The 22,793-nt window shown below is 64.2% G+C and carries 16 protein-coding genes; 6 read left to right on the top strand and 10 right to left on the bottom strand.

The window, feature by feature from the left end:
- The 5 genes from ACRXBZ_RS05670 to ACRXBZ_RS05650 all read right to left on the bottom strand — a co-directional run bounded on the left by ACRXBZ_RS05670 (window position 1) and on the right by ACRXBZ_RS05650 (window position 5,575).
- Window positions 1-1,134 (bottom strand): alcohol dehydrogenase catalytic domain-containing protein, encoded by a 1,134-nt coding sequence (locus ACRXBZ_RS05670; protein ID WP_433878122.1) that lies wholly within the window; start codon window positions 1,132-1,134, stop codon window positions 1-3.
- On the bottom strand, window positions 1,097-3,166 hold the full coding sequence (locus tag ACRXBZ_RS05665; RefSeq protein WP_433878121.1) for an acetolactate synthase large subunit: 2,070 nt from the start codon (window positions 3,164-3,166) through the stop codon (window positions 1,097-1,099). Before ACRXBZ_RS05665 ends, ACRXBZ_RS05670 begins: the two co-directional genes overlap by 38 nt.
- 729 nt (window positions 3,167-3,895) lie before the next feature.
- Complete coding sequence (locus tag ACRXBZ_RS05660) at window positions 3,896-4,141, bottom strand: hypothetical protein (RefSeq protein ID WP_433878120.1); 246 nt, start codon at window positions 4,139-4,141, stop codon at window positions 3,896-3,898.
- Window positions 4,142-4,668: 527 nt separating this feature from the next.
- Complete coding sequence (locus ACRXBZ_RS05655; RefSeq protein WP_168584167.1) at window positions 4,669-5,286, bottom strand: helix-turn-helix transcriptional regulator; 618 nt, start codon at window positions 5,284-5,286, stop codon at window positions 4,669-4,671.
- A 94-nt stretch (window positions 5,287-5,380) separates the two neighbouring features.
- Window positions 5,381-5,575, bottom strand: a complete 195-nt coding sequence (locus tag ACRXBZ_RS05650; protein ID WP_168584166.1) for a hypothetical protein — start codon at window positions 5,573-5,575, stop codon at window positions 5,381-5,383.
- A gap of 700 nt (window positions 5,576-6,275) precedes the next feature.
- Between ACRXBZ_RS05650 and ACRXBZ_RS05645 the strand changes: the two genes are divergently transcribed.
- Complete coding sequence (locus ACRXBZ_RS05645) at window positions 6,276-6,695, top strand: cold-shock protein (RefSeq protein ID WP_168584165.1); 420 nt, start codon at window positions 6,276-6,278, stop codon at window positions 6,693-6,695.
- Window positions 6,696-7,636: 941 nt separating this feature from the next.
- Here the strand turns inward: ACRXBZ_RS05645 and ACRXBZ_RS05640 are convergent.
- Window positions 7,637-7,762, bottom strand: a complete 126-nt coding sequence (locus tag ACRXBZ_RS05640) for a hypothetical protein (RefSeq protein WP_433878119.1) — start codon at window positions 7,760-7,762, stop codon at window positions 7,637-7,639.
- Window positions 7,763-9,356: 1,594 nt separating this feature from the next.
- Here ACRXBZ_RS05640 and ACRXBZ_RS05635 point away from each other — a divergent pair.
- Complete coding sequence (locus ACRXBZ_RS05635; RefSeq protein WP_168584162.1) at window positions 9,357-9,668, top strand: hypothetical protein; 312 nt, start codon at window positions 9,357-9,359, stop codon at window positions 9,666-9,668.
- A gap of 16 nt (window positions 9,669-9,684) precedes the next feature.
- A complete protein-coding gene (locus ACRXBZ_RS05630; RefSeq protein WP_433878118.1) occupies window positions 9,685-11,532 on the top strand; it encodes a hypothetical protein in 1,848 nt (615 codons plus the stop codon).
- A 793-nt stretch (window positions 11,533-12,325) separates the two neighbouring features.
- On the opposite strand, the gene ACRXBZ_RS05625 is transcribed toward ACRXBZ_RS05630, so the two are convergent.
- On the bottom strand, window positions 12,326-13,840 hold the full coding sequence (locus tag ACRXBZ_RS05625) for a flavin-containing monooxygenase (RefSeq protein ID WP_433878117.1): 1,515 nt from the start codon (window positions 13,838-13,840) through the stop codon (window positions 12,326-12,328).
- Window positions 13,841-14,331: 491 nt separating this feature from the next.
- Here ACRXBZ_RS05625 and ACRXBZ_RS05620 point away from each other — a divergent pair, with 491 nt between their 5' ends.
- Genes ACRXBZ_RS05620 through ACRXBZ_RS05610 form a run of 3 tightly spaced genes read left to right on the top strand, consistent with a single transcriptional unit; the run spans window position 14,332 to window position 21,210 of the window.
- Window positions 14,332-16,131 (top strand): fatty acyl-AMP ligase, encoded by a 1,800-nt coding sequence (locus ACRXBZ_RS05620; RefSeq protein WP_433878116.1) that lies wholly within the window; start codon window positions 14,332-14,334, stop codon window positions 16,129-16,131.
- Window positions 16,124-19,636, top strand: coding sequence for an FAD-dependent oxidoreductase (locus tag ACRXBZ_RS05615; RefSeq protein ID WP_433878115.1), 3,513 nt, complete (start codon window positions 16,124-16,126; stop codon window positions 19,634-19,636). The genes ACRXBZ_RS05620 and ACRXBZ_RS05615 overlap by 8 nt, the downstream gene beginning before the upstream one ends.
- A 5-nt stretch (window positions 19,637-19,641) precedes the next feature.
- Complete coding sequence (locus ACRXBZ_RS05610) at window positions 19,642-21,210, top strand: PfaD family polyunsaturated fatty acid/polyketide biosynthesis protein (protein ID WP_433878114.1); 1,569 nt, start codon at window positions 19,642-19,644, stop codon at window positions 21,208-21,210.
- Between the two features lie 164 nt (window positions 21,211-21,374).
- On the opposite strand, the gene ACRXBZ_RS05605 is transcribed toward ACRXBZ_RS05610, so the two are convergent.
- From ACRXBZ_RS05605 to ACRXBZ_RS05595, 3 genes are all read right to left on the bottom strand, one after another.
- The gene (locus ACRXBZ_RS05605; RefSeq protein ID WP_433878113.1) at window positions 21,375-21,647 is read right to left on the bottom strand and encodes a hypothetical protein; all 273 of its coding nucleotides are present in this window, start codon (window positions 21,645-21,647) and stop codon (window positions 21,375-21,377) included.
- Window positions 21,648-22,074: 427 nt separating this feature from the next.
- Window positions 22,075-22,374, bottom strand: coding sequence for a hypothetical protein (locus ACRXBZ_RS05600; RefSeq protein WP_433878112.1), 300 nt, complete (start codon window positions 22,372-22,374; stop codon window positions 22,075-22,077).
- 220 nt (window positions 22,375-22,594) lie between these two features.
- Complete coding sequence (locus tag ACRXBZ_RS05595; protein WP_433878111.1) at window positions 22,595-22,780, bottom strand: hypothetical protein; 186 nt, start codon at window positions 22,778-22,780, stop codon at window positions 22,595-22,597.
- Between the last annotated feature and the right edge of the window lie 13 nt (window positions 22,781-22,793).

The raw sequence follows: 22,793 nt of genomic DNA, 5'->3' as shown, positions 1-22,793 counted from the left end.
TCAGTACGTGATCAGCGGCTTGATAATTCCGTCAGCGCGTGAAGCGAGAAGATCGAAGGCTTTCGCCGCGTCCGCGAAGCCGAAGCGGTGCGTAGTCATCGGTGTGGGGTCGATGCGCTTGTTGACCATGAGCCGGAACAACCGCTGAAGGCGCTCGGAGCCACCGGGGCAGAGCATCGCCCGGATTGTCTTGCCACCCATGCCGAAACCGAAGGCCACCAGCGGAATCGGCAGGTGCCCGGTGGACTGCCAGCCGTGGTAGCCGGCGTTGACCACGGTGCCTCCGGCTTTCGTTGCGCGAACGGCCTGCTCGAAGGTCTGGTGGGTGCCGAGTGCCTCGATGGCGCAATCGACCCCGTGCTGGCCAACGACGTCCCGAATCGCGTTGATCGCGTCCTCGTGGCGTGGGTTGATGACCAGATCACTGCCGAACTGCGCGGACAGGCGGGCGTTGAGCGGGCGAGTCGCGGTGGTTATGACTGTGCCGGCGCCGAGCAAGCGGGCTCCTGCCGTGACGGACAGACCGACCGCGCCCTGAGCGAACACCGCAACTGTCCCGCCAAGTGGAATGTTGGCCTGTTCGGCTGCGGCGAGCCCCGTGCTCATGGAGTCGGTCGCGTACAACGCCTGCTCGTCGGTCAGCTCGTCGGGGATCCTGGCGACGTTGAAATCGGCGTCCGGCACGACGAAATATTCAGCCAGGCTTCCGTCCTGCTGTGTGGTGAACTTGTAGCCACCAACCCCACCACCGCACTGCTGTGGTGCCCCGCTCTGGCAGAAATCGCAGCATCCACACGGCGTGACTGAGGTAACCGCCACCCGTTCGCCTTCGCGTACTCGTGTCACCGCGTCGCCAACGCGGCTCACGATCCCCACACTTTCGTGTCCAAGTATCCGGCCCACCGGCACGGCCATTGCGCCGCTTAGATTGTGTACATCGCTCGCGCACATCATCGATGCGGTGGTTCGCACCACCACATCGCGCGGGCCCGGGTGCGGTACCGGCCGTTCTGCCAACGCGACCTCGTTGTGCGCCACGAGGGTGAGCGCTTTCATGGTCGCGCGCCGCTGACGTGGCAAGCTCGTAGTTTCTTGGCTACCCGATTGCGTTGTGACCGAGCCGCTCGTACTCATGACTTTCCTCCTGTACTGTAGCTTTGCATTCGAGAACATCCGCCAGGTCCCGGAGGCTGTCCACCAAGGATTCGCCACGAACCCCGGAGGGTCCCAAGGACAGTTCCAGATATTGCTGTCCGCCGTGGTTTTCCAGCGACATCCGGTCTATGGTGAGGCCACAGCGGCGCACAGTGGCCGTAACGCGCGGTACTACGTAAGGCGTGTCCCGTGCAACCACGAAAACGGCGCGAGGCGAGGCGCCGGCCAACTCGGGAATCGCGTTTCTCGCGATGACTTCCTGACGAACGATGCTCGTATCCCAGCGTGGTGACATACCCCGGGCGATGGAAATGTCATCGTTGCTGGCGCCGGGACCGACCATCGGCCACACCAACTCGTTGGCCGGCACCTGGAAATCGATGACGACGGGAATGTCGGTGATTTCCAGAGCGCCCCGAATCACTTCGTCGATTTCATCGGCCTTCGCGCATCGAAGGCCGACGCAGCCGTATGCCTCGGCGAGCCGCACGAAATCCGGCGCTGCCCCAACGGCGTTCAACTCGGAGTGCGAGTACCGCTCGTCGTAGAAAAGGTTCTGCCACTGCCGGACCATGCCATAACTACCGTTGTTGATCACGGCGATCTTGATGGGGATTCGTTCGGCTACGCACGTGGCCAGCTCCTGATGCGTCATCTGGAAGCAGCCGTCGCCGTCGATCGCCCAGACCTCGCGTTCGGGCAAAGCCAATTTCGCACCCATGGCCGCAGGGACCGCCACTCCCATCGTGCCAAGCCCGCCCGAGGTGATCAGCGAGCGCGGACGTTCGAAGCCGATGCACTGGGCAGTCCACATCTGGTGCTGGCCAACCCCGGTCACGTAGACCGCGTCCGGCGCGACCAGTTCGCTCAGCCGGCGTAGCACGTGTGGGGCAGACAGCCCGTCCGCGGGCTGTTCGTAGGCCGGGCGATAGGTCTTCTGATATCCCTGCAAGACACTCGTCCAGGCCGTGAAGTCGTAGCGAAGGGCTTCTGCGGCGCTTAGCCGGTGGAGTTCGCCGAGGACCTGTTTGCAATCGCCGACCAGCGGCACGTCGGCGTGCCTGACCCGGGAAATCTCGGTGGCGTCGATGTCGATGTGGACGACCTTTGCTCCGGGAGCGAACGTGGACAGTTGTCCGGTCACTCGGTCGTCGAAGCGAACCCCGACCGCGATGAGCAAGTCGGCCTGCTGCAGGGCGCCGACGGCCGCCACTGATCCGTGCATACCCGGCATGCCCATGTGCAATGGATGGCTGTCCGGGAAAACGCCGAGACCCATGAGCGTGGTCACCACAGGTATCCCGGCATGCTCTGCGAAGCGCAACAGTTCCGGGGCAGCTTCCCCGAGAACGGCACCGCCGCCGACGTATAGCACCGGCCGCGATGCCGAACGCAACAGATTTAGGGCGCTACGCAGCAATCCCTCGTCACACATGGTGGGCGCCTGAGGCGTTGGCGCTCGTGGTTTGGTGAAGGGAGTGGCGGCGAGCAAGGCATCCTTGCACACGTCGACAACCACCGGCCCAGGTCTGCCGGTCCTGGCAATCCGAAATGCGTCGGCGATCGCGGCGGGAATCTGTTCGGCGTTGGTGACTGCGAATCCGTGTTTGGTAATGGGAAGAGTGATCCCCAGGACGTCAATCTCCTGGAAAGCGTCTGTTCCGATCGCAGTGCTGGGGACCTGGCCGGTGATCGCCACAAGCGGAATCGAGTCTCGGTGCGCGTCGGCCAGCGGAGTGACGAGATTGGTCGCGCCGGGTCCGCTGGTAACCAGACAAACCCCAACGTTCCCGGTCGCCTGGGCGTATCCTCTTGCCGCGTGGCCGGCGCATTGCTCGTGCCGTACCAATACGTGCCGTAGCCTCTTCGAATCGACCAGTGCATCATATGCTGGCAGGATCGCGCCCCCCGGCAAACCAAAGATCACCTCCGCCCCGACTAGTTCCAGGCTTTGAACCAGGGCTTGGGCGCCGGTTATCTGTCCGGTATGCCTTGGCGAGGGGATGGTCATCGAGAAAGCCTCCTAAAGAAGACCCATTTAATGCAACCGGCACCGGCGTGCCCCCACGCGAGAACCGAGCCAAGGGTTATTCGCCTACGACATGGCAGATGCCGCTCCGTGCAAGTATTCTTAGAGTAAATGAGCGCCATTGGCCGCCGCTTCACGTGCGATCAACGGGATCGCAAGGAAACCTGCAGGGAAACCAGAGGATTGGTCCAGGTGCTCCTCTGCTTCCACCTCCAGTAACGTTCTCTTTTTCGGCATGCGGAAATCGGCCTACCCCAGGTGTGCGCTTGGGGCATTGATTCTGCCGCCAACCGGGCCAAATGTCGTTAGTGCGTTACGGGGCGAATTCTGACCCTCTTTTCGTCAGAGACGGTACCGCTTGGTCGCGACAGTGCCCTAATGACCACTAATGCATGACCATTCGGACAGTCAGTCAGCCGGACGGGATCGTCAAAGCCGGTTCCGGCTGGTCGATTCCGCTATGGTGAGAGGATTCCGGTGCGGTCGGCGGCGACGTGTTGCGGCGAACGGGTGACCTGGCTGATGTCGGCCAGGCCAAGCAGGCCGAGTGCGGGGTTGCGCAAAGTGGCAAGGCCTGGGAACCGGGTTCCGGAGTACGCGTTCTGGTCGTCTTCGCGGTGGACGGTGTCGCGAAACCCAGTACGTTTTGTTCTCGATTTCCTTGTATCCGGGAGCGGCGTTCGGGGCGGGTCCGGTTGCCGGTCGGGTTGGTTACGCCGTGCGCGCTTCCTTGCTGATCCGGCTACTGAGGTGGTCGAAGGTGTCGCGGCGGATGCGGAGCACGTGTCCGGCACCGGGAAAATCGGTCCCGTCAGCGGGCGTGGCCCAGATCACCCGGCGTACGAAGCGAATGGCCTCGGCGTAGGCGGCTGGGGCTGGACCAGCACCACGTCCGCGCAGCGGCACGGGCTGAACCCACGGCCCCGCCCGCCCCAGCAGCGCGGCGCTGACCAACATCGGACAACATCCCTACAAAATCAACCCTCTACGGTTTGAGGCAATTGACACTTCGCAACGTCTGAAGAAAGCATCAGGTAGCCGTGACGCGCTAATTCCTATTGCCCGTTGGCTGTTGCACCGGGGTGTTCCTGGACGAAGGTGGTGGCCGCCCGGGGCAGGTTTTGCGTTGGAGTAATGGCTGTGCGGCAGCCGGGCATGGCGCGGTCGTCTGGCCGGCGAGCGGGTGATCCGCCTTGCACTGTGATCGCCGCCGTGCCGCGGCTGGTCACGGTCTGACCGTCGGATTCTTGACGCAGTTCGAACTCGATCGACAGATCGCCGGGCCTCGCTCGGGTGGAGTCGACTTGGAAGTAGACGGTAGTGGTCTGCCCGACGTCCAGGGGTGGTACGGACACCGCTCCGTCGAAGACCTCCTGGCCTGTGGAGCGGAGTACGGCGGGTGACCACTCGTCTTAAACCAGGACTTCGTGCTCGGCCAGTGCTGCCCGCAGCCGGACACGCGTCGACCTGCCTCCTGTTCCTGGTCAGATCGCTCCGGCTCGCATCGCATACGCCACCGCGTGTGGCCGATTGCGCAGGTTGAGTCGACTGGTCACCCCGTAGATGACGTTCTTGACCGTTCGTTCCGAGTAGCACAGCTTCTGCGCGATCTCCGCGGTGTCCATGCCGTCGGCCATCAGCCGCAGCACGTCAACTTCCCGGTTGGTCAAACCGGAAGCGTTCAAACCCCGAGGCGTCAGCACCTCACGCTGCAAGTGGTCGACCTGCTTGAGTAACTCACCAAGCAGATCCGGGGGCATCGTCCCGGCGCCTTTGGCCGCAGCGACCACGCTGTTGGTCAGCCTCGTACCGGTCGCGGAGGTTCGAGGCAGCACGGCCACCACGCGGGATTCGACCACGCTGAGTACATCGGCCGGGTTGACCTCGTTGGTCACCAGCACTCTGGGCGCCGACACCTGTTGTGCTGACAGTCTCAACTCGGCCAGGACCTTGGCGTTGACGCGGTCTGCAGCGAATACGATCACGTCGGCTTCAGCCGGGTTCGGCGCCACGAACAACTCCTCCCGTGACTTCAGGCAACTCGCCAGACCGGCTACGGTGATCGGGTCTTCGGCCAGAACAGCCACTCGAACTCGGTCCATCAGGATCTCCCACACGCTCCGCGACGATGTGGTCTCAGTGTCGGAAGATCCCCTTCACAAATTCTCTACGCCACCTTCACGCCTGCTTGCCTGATCAGGTCGGTTGCGTGAACAGTCGGCACCGGCCCCATTCCTCCAGGAGGAGGTCGATCCACACGTCGTGGAGATGGGCAGCCTCTTCATTGCCCGCCGCGCGGCATCGCACGACGTACTCGCGAGCCTCCGACATCTCGGTCTCCAGTTGCCGCAGCACGGATACCGCGTCCTCGGGCAGATCGACCTTCTCCAATGTTCCCTCCTCCGTCCAAACCCGTCGACCTACCATGCCTGAAACTCGGCGCCATTATCTGTCTCAACAACCGGGATTGACCATTCGGCTCAGCGACTTTGCCTCGTCTCCCCCGTCCGTTCGCCCAGCGCAGGGTTGCTGCGATACGCGTCACAGGAGCAGTCAGGCGCGCTACGTTCCGGCCAGACCCGCTACGGCGATCGGGCATGATCGCGGCAATGCACCAAGGAACCACCAGCCTGAGCAGAACCCGGGCACGAACCGGGGCACCGTGCCATCCCATCGGCGACGACGTCGGGGGATTACGTGCAGCGCACCGCCGGGCTCACCGACCGTGTCGGCAACCCGCGAAATACTGATCAATTTCGCTTGAATCGCATATAAGTTGCCGGCGTCGATGAATCCGCAAGAGCAACAAGGGCAAACTTCGGTGCCCGTCCGGGCGGATCGACTGCGGTTCGTGCCGGGAAGTGCCCGGCTTCGGTGTCTCCGCGCGCCAGCAGGCCGCGCTCAGGGAAGACCGGCACGGGACGGCGGTCACGGGCGATTCGGGGACTCGTGACGGCGCTCTCGTACTTTATCCGGCCCGGAGTACGCCGGTTGCCTGGACCCGGTCTTTGCTTTTTGCGCGGGGGGCCTTATACTTCGGGGGTAATTGTTGGCGGTGCGGTAGGCACTAGCGGTTTAAGGGGCGGAAGCGGTGAAGACAGGAACAATCGTAAAGTACGACGGGACCAGGGGATTCGGTTTCATCGAACCGGATGCTGGCGGTGAGGACGTGTTCCTGCACGCGTCGATTCTGGACGAACAACTGAAGCAGGTCCTCCAGGGTGGCATGCGGGTGCAGTTCGAGGCAGCCTCCAGCAACCAGGGCACGAAGGCCGTGGCTGTGCGGTTGCTCGGCGCGGTTTCGCAGACACCTGCGCCGCAGATCCTGCCCGTCAAACAACAGGAACGTGACGACGAGGAGCTGTGCGAAGTTCTGTCGGCAGCCGAGTTCTCCCAGAAGATCACGGATGTGCTGATCGAGGCTGCGCCCAGTATGACGGGCGGGCAGATCCTCCAAGTGCGCAGTCAGCTCGTGGCGTTCGCGCAGCGTAACGGCTGGGTGGAAGCCTGACGGCACACTGAATTAGAACCGTATGCCCGGCCGGGACGCAGAGTGTCCAGGCCGGGCATACGGCGCTAAGCGCCGTATCACAGCTCAACGGCTTTGGGCTCAGGCCGGCCAATCTTTTTGTCTTCCATTAAGCCTTATCCGTAGCCGCGAGGTGGAAGGCCCACGGTGCGAGGCTGCCGCAAGCGGCGTAGCCGCCTTGGCCCACCCCCGCAACCGGCACCGCCAGCGGACTTCTACGCGAGGACACCCCGGACTCCGCGTATTGGTCATATGCAAGTCCTGGTCATCACAAGTCCGGGATCCCACAGCCGAGAGGCCGCTGAGGTTTCGCTACCCTGGCTACCCGCACCGCAACGCAAGAAGAGGTTTGAAAAAGCTCATGGGGAGTGCATTTGTCAAGAGGCAATCGAGCACTCATTGCGCGAATGGGCAAGGTGACGGTGATTTAAGTACTGAATTTCCTCGTGCGTTGGTTTGGCCTCACTGCTGGCCTTTGAATGGTTCGGCAATCGTGTTCGGCGATGTCTGTGTGTCGTCTTTCGTAACGCTGTACTCAAGCTGGATCGGGTGCATGCGGACGGTTGCCATACTCGGTTACTCCTCGGCTCGGCACCAGGGCGTGTGCAAGGTTGACCTGTCCGGTTTAGGTCGTTTCGGGTAGGGAGGTGGGTGGCAGGTTGGCCAGGTGGTGGACCGTTTCGATACCGGCGGCTTTGCCGTTCGGATGGCGCCAGCGCCATCCGGATGCCCTGCCGGGCCCCCCGAGCAGATCGGTTCGCAGGTTTCCGTCCAGAACAAGGACCTTCCAGGCTGCGGGCCCTGGCACGTCCGTGCCCGCCCACGATTTCCATTGAAATTGCGGAGGTTGTCCACAGGCATCGGCGTGTCGGGGTGCGACACGCCGACGTTCCGCAAGTTCCATTGAAATCGAAGGTTCGATTTCAATGGAACTTGCGGGTTCTCTCCGCCGAGGCGGACTCGATGAACATCTTCGCACCGGCGGTCACCGCCAGCACCGCCATGGCCGGCAGGGCCGGCAGGGCCGGCAGGGCCGGCAGCAACGGCAACCCATACAGGATTCGCCGCCCACCGCCTCCAGAGCCCGTCCACACGACCTCGCAAGGACTCGACTGTGAGGGTGGGCCGGTCAAGCACAATCGGATGCAGGGAAGCCAAGAACACGAGAGCGCGGCTGCTGGATAGACCGTCACGGCTTGGACGACCCGATGATCTCCCCACCGGAAACCGCGCCCTCGTCTCGCGTCCCACCTGGACAGAAACCCGCCGCAACCCTCAGATCAACGTTGCACACGCCCTGGGCTCGGCACGGTGGTTGAACACTCTCACTTCGTGATCGATCGTCCGGACTTTCCGTATCAAATCAATCGACCGTCCGGGGGTCTGCCGGTGAGGCGGGTGCGGCCGGTTGGCAAGCCAGGAAGGACCCCAAACAACTTGCCAACCGGCCGCGACGGCTCGGTTCGGAAGGGGGAGGCGTGCGCGGCGTGCCGGGGCGCAGCACACATACGAACCGAGCCGCGTCTAGGAGATCAACCTGACTGGCGGTCCCCCCCGATTCCGGTGCACACAAGAGGCCGCAACCGCTAGCGCACCACCTCCGGGCCGCCTTGGTGGGACGCCGATTTCGCGCGAAATCGACACCTCGCCCGCACCTGCACGCACACCCACAGGCCTGGCGGCACCACCCCGCAGCTGAGGGTCGCGTCGTCGACGAGCAGGTGAAACAGCGTGCCTACTCGGGATCAACAAGCCAGGGGCCGCCTGCGAACGGGACCGTCCCGCAGGCGGCACACGGGTGTGTGGGAGTCGGCAACGTGCCCGGCGAGTTCCCTGGTCATGCCTACAGCGCTCGGTACTATCAGGAGCGGGTCGGCCGTCCCGCACACGCTGTCTGCTGTGCGGACCGGATCGACTTGCGCCAGCCGGTCAGGTTGTTTATAACTCGTCTAGTCTTTCCGGGGAATCGACGCGCGAAATCAAGTTCTTACGTTCCATGCGCATCAGGATGCGCGGCCCGGTCTCTTTGTCCGACATGTCATGCATGATCGTGCACTCACCAAGGCCCGCATCGTCGGAACGAACATGGAGCGGACCTGCCACCCAATCAATCCACAGAGGACGTGCCTGCCGGATACCGGGCTGCGGTCTCTCTGACGTTACGAAGATCACTGCGCCTAAGATCCTTCGCCAAAGCGGAGAAGAAACTCAAGCGGGCACAACGAAACCTCTCCGCGAAGAGAAAGGCAGCCGGAACGGGATGGGGCAGGGATCACGGTGGCTCGCGCTCATGCGCGGGTCGCCGATGCGCGCCGTGAGTTCCATCACCAGCTTTCCATGCGCATCGGCCGTCAGCTTCAGGCCGGTGAGGAAATCAGAATGTGACTTACGACAAACGCGTATGCGGCACCCTCTTTTTTGGCCGCCACGCACGCTTCCCCGAGTCGAGGGGTTGGCGCGTCCGCAAGTCGTCCGCGCGCGGGCACGACGTGTCGGTGTCCTTTCTGCTCTAAGGAACGCGGTGAAGGACCGCGAGTGAACATTTGCCGATTGGCTTCGGTCGGTTTGGTGAAGTTGGGCCTCAACGGCCTTGTTGTCTGGCATCTTCGGTTGCGTGGCCCACCGATCGGAGGAGGTAAGACCGTGTCCAACGTTGTCGGTGTGGACGTGGAGAACCTGCGGCGCATGAGCCAGGAGCTCCGGGCCACGGCCGACGAATTGAGGGCGCGGATTCTGAAGTTCCAAAACGAGGCGGAGCCCACGCGCGGAGCGTACGGCGCGACGCCGGACGCCGTGGAATCCGAACGGGAGTACCGGGAAACCACCGCGCAGACGCTGGAACAGCTCATGAAGATGCACCGCGAAGTCGTGGAGGTTGCGGACGCCTTGGAGGACGAGGCCAGGCACTTCTCCGACGTGGACGCCACGGCCACAGAGACGGCCGACAAAACTTGATGAAGGACGCGAATTAATGTCGCAGGACGCGCTGTCCGAGGTCGGTCTCCGAAACCCCGGGGGTGACGCGCAGGCTCTGTACCGCAGTGCCCAGGGCTGGGCCGACCTGTCGGCTTACCTGTGCGAGCACAGCGCTCGGGTAGCCGAGATTACCGGCGTCGGCCTGCAGAAGTGGACAGGTGATGCGGCGGACGCTTTCACCGACCGCATGCGGGGGGTTGTGCATCGCGCTGAACGAATGGCGCAGACCACGGAAGTGGTGGCCGCGCAGCAGGAGCAGCACGCGAGGAAGCACGTCAGGGTAACGCAAATCATCGTTGAGCTGGCTGTTTTGATCGCCGCGACGTTGGCGTTCTACGCCGCAGCAGCCATGTTTCCGGCACTGCTAGCCTGGGCACAGGCCTGGCTTGCGTATCTGGTCAGCACTGGCGTCCGCGTGCTGCAATTGCTTGCCCAGGCATTGCGGGTATTGGTGGACTTCCTGGTGCGTACCCGCACGTGGATTGTCGAGGTCTCGCAGCTGACCTGGAAGAGCGAACGGCTCAGCGTCGGCTACGGCCGGATTTTGGTCGAGGGCGTCCGCGACATGGGGATCGACTTGGCGGCGAACCTGACGGCGTCGGGTCTCCTGGGCAAGAAGATCGACCCGGCTCAGGTGTTCATCAGCGCTGGAGTCAGTGGTCTGGGCGGTGCGTTCGTCGGCGGTCTGGAAAAGAGCGGTATATCGAAGGTGCTGGACGGTGCGGGCAACGCGAGACGGGGGTCCGACGGCCTGCCGGAGTTCGTCACCTTCGAGAGTCAGGCCAAGAACTTCGTCATGAAAATAGGCCCGGCACCGAAGCAGAAGCCGCCCAATCCACCGCCTTCCGAGTCGGAACGCTTGCTCGACAACGTCAAGACCGCGTACGACAACGCGGCGAACCTCGGCGTTAAGGACACGCCCGATGCAGGTAGGCGCCTCGCCGACGAGCTCACCCTGGCACGCAACAACCACAGGCACGCGCTCGCAGAGCACACCATAGCCGTCGACGAACTCTCTCGAGCCGTTACGGACGTGGCGACGCGCGAACGCGCCGTGTTGGTGCACCGCGAGGCGGTCGACCAGGCCATGCACCGGGTCGGCGCCGTCGGCAGGACGCTCGACCTGTACCGGGCGTCCGGCAACCCGGAGTGGATTCAGGACGGCGTTCAGCAGCTGGACGCCGCCCGCCGCGCGCTCGCCGAGGCCTCCGGTGGTCTACGCGAGGCCCAGAACGCACTGGACACCTCCCGGCAGGGCCTCCTCGAATGGCAGCGGAACGTGCAGACCGCCAGAGACGCTGTTGCGCGCAGCGAAGCCGCTCACGACCTCGCGAGATTCCGGGCTGACGCCTGGGACCAGCTTGATGCGGCCCGCATCGCCGCCCGTGACCAGACCACCTTCCGCCAGCGGCTGGCGTTCGTGCGGAATAACAATGCGTGGGGTGCCTCGTTCGGCTCGCGCAATAGCTGGCAGGAAATTCTCTTCTACGATGTCCCGAAGGATGCCATCAACGGTATGACCAGCGGCGCGGTAAAGTCCGGCATCGAGGTGGCCAGGGGCAACGGCCAGCCCGGTGACATGTGGAAGGGCGTGCTGCTGCAGGGAGCGACCGGCGCGCTGCGCGGCGGGGTCAATTCAGCGGCCAGCAACACCGCGTTCCCGAGGTCGGGTATCGGAGAAACGCTGTGGAAGACCGGGAGTAAGACCGCAGACATCCACGCGCGCTCGAGCATCGAGGCCAATACCTACGGAAAGGCATCGGCGGGTCATCACCGCAAGGATGTAACGCGGATACCCCGTCCGCAGGGCGGGGAGGAAGCGCGTTCAACTTCTTCCGGATGAGGTGGCACCTCCAGCCGCCAGACTTCCTTGAGCCGCTCTCGCGAGAGCCGCTTTCGCAAGTCTGGAGGAGCATCGCAGAGCGGCAGTCCGCTTCGTCGGCGTGATCCACCGACAGCGCTTGGCTTCGCGGCCGAACATCGAGTGCTGCAGCGCCGCTGTTGTCGACCAACCTGATCGCGTTCGCCACGTACCTGGCTTGTGCCTCGAGCATGAAGATCACGGATGTCCGCGTGCCACTCGATCGTCTGCTGGGTGAAAGCGGTGTTCGGCCCGAGAGGACGGTGTCAATTTCGCGAGAAATTGACCGTCACCCGGGTGAACGTCAATTTCTCGCGAAATTGTCACACCCCTCGCCCAACCGCACACCCCTCGCCCAACCGAGTGGCAACCACCGATGTTCTGGTCGGGGCCGCCCCGGCGGCCCGGACGACTTCGACGAGCCCACCGGGTGGCACCACGTCCGTGCCTGAACCACACCGTCAGGTGAGAGGTGAGGGGGCATGTTGAGCGGCTGTGAGCCTGTTGTGGTTTTGGGTTGGGATCGGGAGTAAGGCCGCAGACATCCACGCGCGTTCGAGCATCGAGACCAATACCTACGGAAGGGCATCGGCGGGTTATCGCCGCAAGGATGTGTCGCGGATGCCCCGTCCGCAGGGCGGGGAGGAAGCGCGTTCAACTTCTTCCGGATGAGGTGGCACCTCCAGCCGCCAGACTTCCAAGTCTGGAGGAGCATCGCAGAGCGGCAGTCCGCTTCGTCGGCGTGATCCACCGACAGCGCTTGGCTTGGCGGATTTCACCGAGCCGGGGTGCTCTCGCTGGCCTCGAGGCGCCTATCCTGCGGTGCGCGATGGAGCAGACGGTAGTCTTCGCGCCGCACCCTTCGGGTTGCCAGCCAGAACTGCCACGTGAAGCCCGGCCAAATGGCTCGGTTGACGCCTGCCACATCGTGGTAGATGTTCGTGCAGCCACCCCGGGCCCAGACTCCCTTAACCAGCTTCTGCTGGATCGTTGTCTGGAACCCTTCCTGCACGTCGCGCCGAACATCGAGTGCCGCAGCGCCGCTTTTGTCGACCAACCTGATCGCGTTCACCACGTACCTGGCTTGTGCCTCGAGCATGAAGATCACGGATGTATGGGTGACAGCGGTGTTCGGCCCGAGCAGAAAGAACATGTTCGGAAATCCAGCAACGGTGGTGCCGAGATGAGCACGCATGCCACCGGTTGCCCATTCTTCGGCTAAGAACCGCCTGTCGGTGCCGACGATGTGGAGGTAGTCCAACGCATCCGTGATGCGGAAGCCGGTCGCGTAGATGATCGCGTCTATCTCGCGCTCGACGCCGGACGCGTCCACCACCGAGTCGGCCCGAACGTCGGCCACGCTGTCGGTGACGAGCTCGACGTTGTCCCTGGCCAGGGCCGGATAGTAGTCATTGGAGAACAATACCCGCTTGCAGCCCATGGTGTACTTGGGCGTCAGTTTCTCCCGCAGAGCAGAGTCTTTGATGTGCCGGGCGATGTGCTGCTTGGCGATCGACTCGGGCCCCTGCCACAGGTCCAAGCGCCCGTTGAACGCAAGCGCGCGCATCTCCCGGCGCCAGTAGATCCTGTTGCGGTAGACGCGCTGAACACCGGGGATGTATTTGAACAACACCCGCAGCCATCCGGGAACATCTCGGTTGCGTTTGGGCAGCACCCAGTGCGGAGTGCGTTGGAAGACGTACAACTTGGCTGCGCCGGCCGCGATCGGTGGCACGAGCTGGATCCCGGATGCCCCGGTGCCGATGACAGCGACCCGCTTTCCGGCGAAGTCGAAGTCGTGGTTCCACTGCGAGGAATGCCAGACCGGGCCGTTGAAAGTTTCGATGCCAGGAAGCTCGGGCAGCCGGGGGACGTGCAGTCCGCCGACTGCGGAGATCAGGAACTGGCACCAGAGTTCTTCGCCTGTCGTGGTGCTGAGCCGCCACCTGCATCGGTCCGGCTCCCAGGTCGCCGCGGTCAAACCGACTCCGAATCGGATCTTAGACCTCAGCCGGTGCTTGTCCGCGATGTTGCTCAGGTAGGCAAAAATTTCGGACCGGGCGGCGAAATTGCGTGACCAGTCGGGTTTCTGCTCGTAGGACAACGAATACAGGTGCGACTCGACGTCGCACTCGCATCCGGGGTAGGAGTTGTCCCGCCACGTGCCGCCCACGTCATCGGCCTTTTCCAGGACGAGGTAGTCCCGGATGCCGGCCTTCTCCAGCTGGATGGCCTGTCCGAGTCCTCCGAAGCCGGTACCGACGATCACGACCTTGACGTATTGGTTCATGCGCTCCTCGCAGGGCCAACCCGCTCACACTGTCGCGGTTGCCTGTCCTGTTCAAATCTTTAACCTTCCGGGCGTGCTCTCGGCAAGAGACCGCCCGGGGGTGGGAACTAAAGGGCAACGAAAACATGCCTATGAGACATCTTTCGGAAGCGGCACCTCCGGGGTGGCGGCGTGGGGCAGAGCTCACCAACTTGCCGAAATGTCTTGGGTGCTCGTCGTGAGCTTCTTGGGTCTCATAGCAGCCGAACAGCTGACGAGATTACGCTGCTGGACGAGTAGGCAGGAAGGGCTGTCGGATCAGGCAGCTCCGGGATGGTGACGTTTCGTCCGCGCACCGAGGTTCCTAGCATTTTGGTGTCCAGGTCGGACTGGGCTGGTTGTGGCGCAAGGCCGTCCGCACAGGGCGTCCGGGGCGTCAGGGGAGATGCCAGCATAAGCGGCTGGGCGGATCAAGTGGGTTCGCGGCCCGGCCGTAGACAGGGAGACTCGCCATGCATTTGGAAGTTGAGCCGGATCCGAACCCGGCCCCGAGCCTCGGAGCAGGCACGATTCTGTCGGCGTTCATCGATCTCCACGAGCGTGACATGGACCGCGAGCTCTTCGTGTTCGTCGACGACGACGGCCGCGATGCCGAGTCGATGACGGTGCGCCGGCTGGCTCAAGAGGCGCAGCGGGTCATGTCGCTCCTGGAAGGAGAGGGCGTCCGGCGTGGCGACCGGGCGTTGCTGGTGTACCTGCCATCGCTGCATTTCATCAGCGCGTTCCTCGGCTGTCTGGCGTGCGGAGTGATTCCGGTTCCGGTCGCACCGCCAAACCCGCTGAAACTCGCGCAGGACACCGGGGCCTTGGCGGCTGTCGCCACCAGCTCCGGTGCGCGTGTCGTGCTCACTCACGATGCCTACCAGGGGGCGATCGATGCGGCGTTGAGAGCACGCCCATTGCCGCCCGAAGCGCCCGAAATACCCGGGATTCCGTGGCTGGCCACCGATTCACGCCACGGCGGCGAGGTGGACGTGGTCGTGCCGCGGCATTGGTACAACCCGGCAGACCCGGACGAGCCGGCCTTCCTGCAGTACACGTCCGGATCGACGGGGTTCCCCAAGGGCGTCATCGTCAGCCACCGCAACATCGGCCACGAGTTGCAGTTCCTGGCAGCGGATCTGGGCCTGGGTGACGACACGGTCGCGGTCACCTGGGTTCCGCACTTCCACGACCTCGGACTGATCAGCTTCCTGCTGAACACCATCGCGGGGAACTCCGGGCGGACCTACGTGATGTCTCCGCTGAGCTTCCTGCAGCGGCCCTCGGTGTGGTTCGATGTCATGTCCCGGGTGCGCGCCACGCACACGTCGGCGCCGAATTTCGCCTACGACCTGATGGTCCGCAAGACGACTCCGGAGCAGCGCGCCGAATGGGACCTCAGCTCCGTGCGAATTCTCGGTTCCTCCGGAGAAATGGTGCTACCGGAGACCATGGAGCGTTTCTGGAACGCTTTCCTGCCGACCGGACTGAGACCTGCGGTGTTCCACCCCGGTTACGGCATGGCCGAGCACACCTTGAGCCTGAGCATGGGCAGCGGTGGTCAGCTGTGGGTGGACAAGCGCGAGTTGGAGAAGGGCCGGGTGGAGCCGGTTGAGGACGGCTCCACCCGGGATGCCGCCGGTTTCTATGGCAGCGGCTGGGTTACCAAGCAGGATGCCAACGTTCGCATCGTCGACCCCGGCACCGGCAACCCGTGCGATACCGGCCAGGTGGGGGAGATCTGGGTCGACTCGCCCACCAAGGCCCTCGGGTACTGGGGCCTGGCGGATGAGACCCGCGAGACTTTCCGTGCTCGCGTCTCCGGCGGGGACCCACGCGAGTATCTGAGGACGGGCGATCTCGGCTTCTTCCACAATGGAGAGTTGTTCGTTACCGGTCGACTCAAGGAACTGATTATTATCCGGGGCGATAATTACTATCCGCAGGACATCGAGGAATCCGTTCGCCGGTGTCACCCGCTGATCCGCCCGGGTGGGGTTGCCGCGTTCTCGGTTCCTTCGGCTGGATCTGGCCAGGGCGAGCGGTTGATCGTCTTCGTGGAAACGGCGGATGGTGAGCCTGCTACCGGCACTGCCCGGGAGGTAACCCGGGTGGTCCGTCGCACGGTCCGGGATTCCTACGGGATCGCATGCGACAAGGTGGTCGTGGGCGCGCCTGGGCTGGTGCTCAAGACGACCAGCGGCAAGGTGCGCCGCGCCGCGTGCCGCACGCAGTACCTTCAGCGTTCAGAGGAGCAGCCCGATGAGTAGTGAACTTCTGGCCCCGGGGCTGCGGATTTGCACCGGGCCGGATGATCCGCGACTGCACGACGTCGACGCGGATTTCACCGCACTGCTCCGGAAATTCCAGACCGCGGTGACCTCGACCGGCAAACGCCTCTTCCACGGTGCGGGCGCTTGCATGCGCGGGCATGTCGAGTTCGTCGACGGCACCGGGATCGCCGTGCACCCGTTCTTCGCGGCGGGCAAGCGGTACCCGCTGATTGCCAGGTACAGCAACGGTGAATCGCCGGACGACATCGCGCCCGGAACCCGCGGTGTGTCGCTGCTGTGGTTGGATCCCGATGGTTCCGGGGAGTCGCCGTTCAATCTGACGCTGAACACCGGTCGCGCACTTTTCGCCGGCAACGCCGCGGCCTTCGTGCGCTTCCTGCTGGGAAACGATCAGGACCGCCAGGACATGGTGCGGGCCAGCCCGCGCGCCGGGGAACTGCTGTGGGAGCAGGTCCGCGATCCGGTCTCGTTCATGCGGTACCACTACCACTCGCAGGCGCCGCGCGTGCACGTGGACGCCACCGGGCGTCCTTGGCTGGCGCGTTACCGGCTCGTACCGGCGGAAGACAGCGCCGACTGCGGACGACACGTCGCCGGCCATCGCCTTTTCCCGCCCGTGTCACCGCATTTCCTCCCCAGGTCTGCTTCTGATCGGCGACCGCCGACTGCCCTCCGGGATGAGCTCGTCGAGCGGGTTTCGAACGGCGGATTCGGTGCGCTGCTGCAAATCCAGCTGCATCCGGTGACCGACTCCGCCGACGGCAATCGGGCCGCGCTCGATCCATCGGTCGTGTGGTCTGCGGGATACCACACGATCGCGCGAGTGCGGTTCGACGCCGTTCTCGACACCGAGACGGCGAAAGCCCTGGTGTTCGACCCGGCTCAGGCCCCGGAAGGTCTTGGCATCGCGCTCGCCCGGTCGCCCTTTGAAGCGGCCTCGGTGAACCACGCCCGTGCCCTGATCTACCGGAAGATGCACGCCGCGCGAACGGCGCCGGTTGAGGCCAGGGTTGAGGCCACGGTTGAGGCCAGGGGCACCCGTGACCAAGTAACCGGGTCGAGGGGGCCCCTAACCTCAACAGTCTGTGTCGTCGGTGCGGGCCCAAGCGGGCTGACTGTCGCGCGCGAATTGGAGCGACTCGGGCACACCGTGGTGGTGTTGGAGCGCGAGCCGGTCGTCGGTGGTAAGGCCGTCTCAATCGACGTCGACGGGCATGCCTACGATCTGGGTGCCCACATCTGCACACCGCGCTACGAGCGGTTTGCCGAACTGGCGGCGGAATTCGGTGTCGACACTGAAGAAGCCACAGCGACCTACGAATATGACGCCGACCGGTGGTTTCGCAGATCGCCGGGTGCAGCATTCTTCCGGAGATCGGAGTTCTCCCGGTACACGCAACTGCGGGAGCAGTCCTTTCCGGGCATCGCGACGGCCGGTCTGGCGCATTCTGCAGGGTCGTTGCTTCAGCCGATATCGGAATGGGTGGTCGGCAACGATCTTCTGGGTATGACGGATTCGCTCGGATCCGGTTACACCGCCTCGGGATACGGCTATCCGCACGACGATATCCCCGCGCTCTACTTCGTCAAACATGTCGAGATGACCGGTCTGGTTTCCCTTGGTCCGCGAACCACCGGCCATGCCGGACCCTTCACGGTATCCGGCGGCTTCGGGAGGCTGTGGCAGCGGGTCGCCGACAGTCTTTCCGATGTGCGCACCGGTACGCGCATCACATCGATCGAACGCGCCTCCGGCGGCGTCGTCGTGCACACCGATTCCGGTCCGGTACATGCGGATTCGCTCGTCCTGTCCGTTCCGCTCGACCAGGTCGTCGACGTGCTCGACGCCACCGCCGACGAGCGGGATATCGCGTCGAGGGTTCGCACGATCGACTACTACACCGTGCTTTGCCGGATTTCCGGACTCCCCAGAGCCGGCATGTATCTCGTGCGCTCCAAGGAGGCGGCACCGCCACCTGGCCACTGCGTCGCCTACCACAACCGGTATGCCGACACGGACGTCTACACCTGCTACTCCTATGGGGCGCGGGGCCTGGACACCGCGGACATCGTCCGGAAGCTTCGTGCCGATGTGGCCGCGATGGGTGGTCAGGTTACCGAGGTGCTGGTCGCCGGACGATGGCCGTTCATGCCGCACTTCAGCGCCGCGGATCTCAAGGAAGGTGTTCTCGATCGTCTCGAGCGCATGCAAGGAGACCGGCAGACTTACCACGTCGGGAGTCTCCTGGGTTTCGAGTTGATCGAGACCAATGTGGCTTATGCTCAGGATCTCGCGCGCCGCTACTTCGCAGCTCCAGTGGCCGACGACAGCCGGGGGCAAGGCCGGCTCGGCGCACCGCGATACCAGGTGCGCTCCGGTGCCGAGCTGCTGGAGTGGCTGACCCGGCAGCTCGCGGCCGAACTCGGCCGTCCCGTGGCCGAGATCGACCCACAGGCCCCACTGGATGACTACGGGCTCGACTCGCTGACCGCGACCGGACTGCAGGCCGAGCTATCCGACTGGCTTGGCTTCCGCGTCCCGCCAACGCTGTTGCTCGAACATCCCACGCTGGAAGCGGTTGCACGCCAACTGGTCATGCTGATGGACGGTGAGCACGCCGACACGCTTGAGGCGGAGCGGAAACCGGTGTTGGCCGTTGCGCTGACTCCGCCACGGCCCTTCTTCTGCGTCGGCGGCGCGGTCGGAGCAGCGCATCAGCTACAGGCTCTCGCCGATGATCTGGGTCCAGGATACCCGTTCTACGGGCTTCAAGCCCCCGGGTATGACGGCGGCGAGCCGGCCCTCAAGACCGTCGAGGAACTCGCCGACCGGTACCTCGAGGACATCTACGCGGTCCAGCCGCGTGGGCCCTACGTCATTGGTGGCTACTCGTTCGGTGGTCTGGTCGCGTACGAGATCGGCTGCCGGTTGCGGCGTGATGGGGCAGAGGTCGCCGAGGTGGTGGGGATCGACAGTTACCTTCCGCGCGGGGGGCAGACCGCCCCGGTTTGGGATGAGCGTGCCGCGCTGGAGGAGCTGGTGGCGGTGCACCGGGCGATGTCGGGAGCCCAAGGGGATGCGTTGAAGGTGGATCCCGCACTGACTTCGGCGCAGTGCCGTGAGCTGGTCATCAGGGAGCTTCGGATCATGGGCGCGGCAGCGGCCGATCGACTACTCGATCAGCTGCTGCCGGTGTTCCAGTCGAATCTGGAAGCCAACATCGCCTACCGGCCTCAGCCGTCTGATCTGTCGATGACGTTGCTTAGCGCTGTCGAACCTTTTCCGCCAGTGTTCGGCGAGGCGCGGCGACCAGCGATACCGGTGGGGGATCCCCACAACGGCTGGGCGTCGGTGCAGATGGCTCGACTGCGCGTGCATGAGGTGCCCGGCAACCACTTCACCATCATCGGCGGGGCTGACCTGCGCGGGCTGGCCGCGACCTTGCGGAAAGTGCTCGACGAGACGCTGCTGGAGAAGTGATGAAGATGTCCTCGACCACGGCCCCCAGCGTCGTCCAGCCCGGAGCGCCGGAGCCGCTTGCCGACGTGGTGGCAAGGATTCGTGAAGAAGTCCGGATCGTCGCGACGCCCGGCAACGGAATCGGCGCCATCGTCGGCGACCCGCGCGGTCGGCGTGTGCTGGCCACCTTGCCGCCGCTGTACCCGGAATGGCTGGGTGACCGCTCCTTCAACGAGGTTCATGGCACGCGGTTTCCCTATGTCGCGGGCGAAATGGCGAACGGAATCGCAACCGCGGAGCTGGTGATCGCCATGGCACGAGCGGACATGCTCGGCTTCTTCGGCGCCGCCGGTATCCCCGTTCCCAAGGTGACGGCGACGGTGCAGAACCTCCGGAAAGCGTTGCCGGACCGGCAGAACTGGGGAGTGAACGTCATCCACGCGCCACAGAATCCGGCGTGGGAGAGGCACCTGGTCGACATGCTCCTCCGGGAGCAGGTGCCCGCGGTTTCGGCCTCCGCGTTCATGGATCTGACTCCGACGGTGGTCCAGTTGGCAGCATCCGGACTGCGAACAGACCGCAGTGGCCGGATCGTCCGCGGGACAAGGCTGTTCGCGAAGATCTCCCGCCCGGAGGTCGCGGAGAAGTTCATCGCCCCGGCACCGCAGCGCCTGCTGGATGAGCTGGTCGTGAATGGCCGGATCACCGCTGACGAAGCCGAACTCGCCAAGCGCGTCCCCGTGGCCGAGGACATCACCGTGGAAGCCGACAGCGGTGGGCATACCGACAACCGGCCGCTCGCATCGTTGCTGCCCCGGATCATGGAGCTGCGCGATGCGTTGAGCACCCGCTTCCGGCATGGGCGCAACGTTCGGATCGGTGCTGCGGGTGGCCTCGGCACGCCCCACGGTGTCGCGTCGGCCCTTGCCGCCGGGGCGGCCTACGTGCTCACCGGGTCGGTGAACCAGACCTGCCTGGAGGCCGGAATCTCGGCGGAGGCGAAGGAAATGCTCGCGGCGGCCGACATCGCGGACGTGATGATGGCACCAGCCTCAGACATGTTCGAGCTTGGCGCCAAGGTGCAGGTGCTCCGCAAGGGCACCATGTTCGGCCCGCGTGCGAACCAGCTGTACCAGATCTACCGGCAGTATCGGTCGTTCGACGAAATGCCCGACCGCGAGGCCGAAAAGCTCGAACGCAGTGTGCTGGGCGCCACGATCGCGGACGTCTGGGCGGAGACGCGGCGCTACTGGCTGGAGCGGGATCCTGACGAGCTTTCTCGCGCCGAGGCCGATCCGAAACACCGCATGGCGCTGGTGTGCCGGTGGTACCTGGGCAGGTCGAGCTGGTGGGCGATCCATGGCGAGACGCCGCGCCGCGCCGATTACCAGCTCTGGTGCGGGCCGGCAACGGGAGCGTTCAACCGCTGGGCGGCCGGCAGTTTCCTCGCAGACCCGGCGAACCGCAGTGTCGTGCAGGTCGCCCGCAATCTGCTGGAAGGTGCGGCGGTGGTGACCAGAGCCCACCAGCTGCGCACCTACGGGGTGCCGGTCCCCGCGACCGCTTTCCGCTTCACACCACGCAGGTTGACATGAGAAGCCGCGAGTATCTTGGGGTGTCATAGTAACTGGCTTTGCTATCTCGTGTCGTTTACTGGCGGCGCGTGCCATGTGGCTGAGTTGCGGCGTAACACTGTCTGTCACGGCCCGCAAAGACGCCCCCACACGAGCATGCGGGGGCGTCTACTATGGCGGTCCGATTAGCCGCGCAGTGTTGAATCGTGGATGGCCACGGGTGGATACACGCGCACGTTTAGCTGACCTTTCAGGTCTTCGGACTCGAAGGTGGCGGCGAGGCGTGTTTCGCCTTCGCTGGTTTCGATTTGCAAGGTCGTGGCCTGCTCTCGGTAGCAATGCCAGATCAAGGACGCGCCTGATCTGGAGGCGAGCCCGACTATGACGGGCGCCGAGTTGGCGGCGAAAGTCGCGCGGTTGACGCCGGCGCAGCGGGCGGCGGTGATCTCGACGATCAACGCGATGCTGGATCCAGACGGGAACCGCCAAAGCGTTAACCGCTGGATGGCGTGTTGTTGAGGCAGATAGCAGAACGCCCCGGCCGGTGATGGCCGGGACGTTCTGTGCCAATCGTGCAGGAGACCTACGGGTGTGGGCCGATCGTAACGATCGTAAGTTCGTCCGCTTCCGGGCCGTATATCCAGAAAATACGCCAGGCTCCTGGCGTCCTGTTCTCAACGTACGACTCCCACACATCCTCGCCATTCGGCCCCGCCATCGAGTGGTACTTATGTGAATGCAAACCCGGGTGGCTTGGGCCCACGTCACGAAGCAGTCGAAGTGTCTTGCGAACCTTCTTCCACTTTTTGTCGTGATTGGGGTGTTGAAGGTCGTCCATGACCTTTATAGCCTCGTCCGAGTAGGCGAGGATGAACGGAGGTGCGCTCACTCGTCGTCGTCGCCTTCCAAGTAGTCGTCACGGCGGGTGACGCGGCCGGAGGCGGCGTCAGCGAGTCCGCGGAGGAGCGATGCGCGGAGCTCGTCGTTTTCCCAAATGATCATTTCTCGTGCGGGGATGCTGGCCATCGGGATCATGCGGATCTCGCCGGTGGCCCTGTTCTTGAAGACGAGGAAGCGATCCTTGCGGTGGACCCCTGCGCGGCCAAGAGCGATGCGTGCACGCTCGTCAGCTTCGACTTCGGTCACGCGTTCGAAGCCGGATGCGGCTTCGGGTAGCGCGTTCATGAGCTCATCCTCCCCTGCGCCCCCCTAGGTGGTGTTGGTCGTGGTGTATCCGAGTATGCACTTACGTGGGCAAGTGGGCAATGCCCACATCGGCCAGGTGTGACATGAGGCATCGCGAGTGACCCTCGGGACTACTGCTACGACATGGGGCGACCAGGGGTGGCTCGCCACACGCTTCAGCGACACCCCGCAATGGCCAGCGTGCGGAAAGAGAGGGAGCTCACTGCGGGCTCACCACCCCGGTTGCGGGTTGTTGCGGGGCCTGGTCGGCGGCCATCCATGCGGGGCCGTGGGCGTCGTGCTCGTGCTGGCTGACCACTGCGGGGTCCGAGTCGGTGAACAGGCATCGTTTGGCGGAGCACCGCCACGTGGTGGCGTAGTCGGGCGCGAACGTTCGGTGTGGCATTCAAAGCCTCACA

Origin of the sequence: Saccharopolyspora hattusasensis (genome assembly GCF_050972075.1) — a bacterium.
GTDB lineage: Bacteria > Actinomycetota > Actinomycetes > Mycobacteriales > Pseudonocardiaceae > Saccharopolyspora > Saccharopolyspora hattusasensis.
This window is presented reverse-complemented; position numbering and strand designations above follow the sequence as displayed.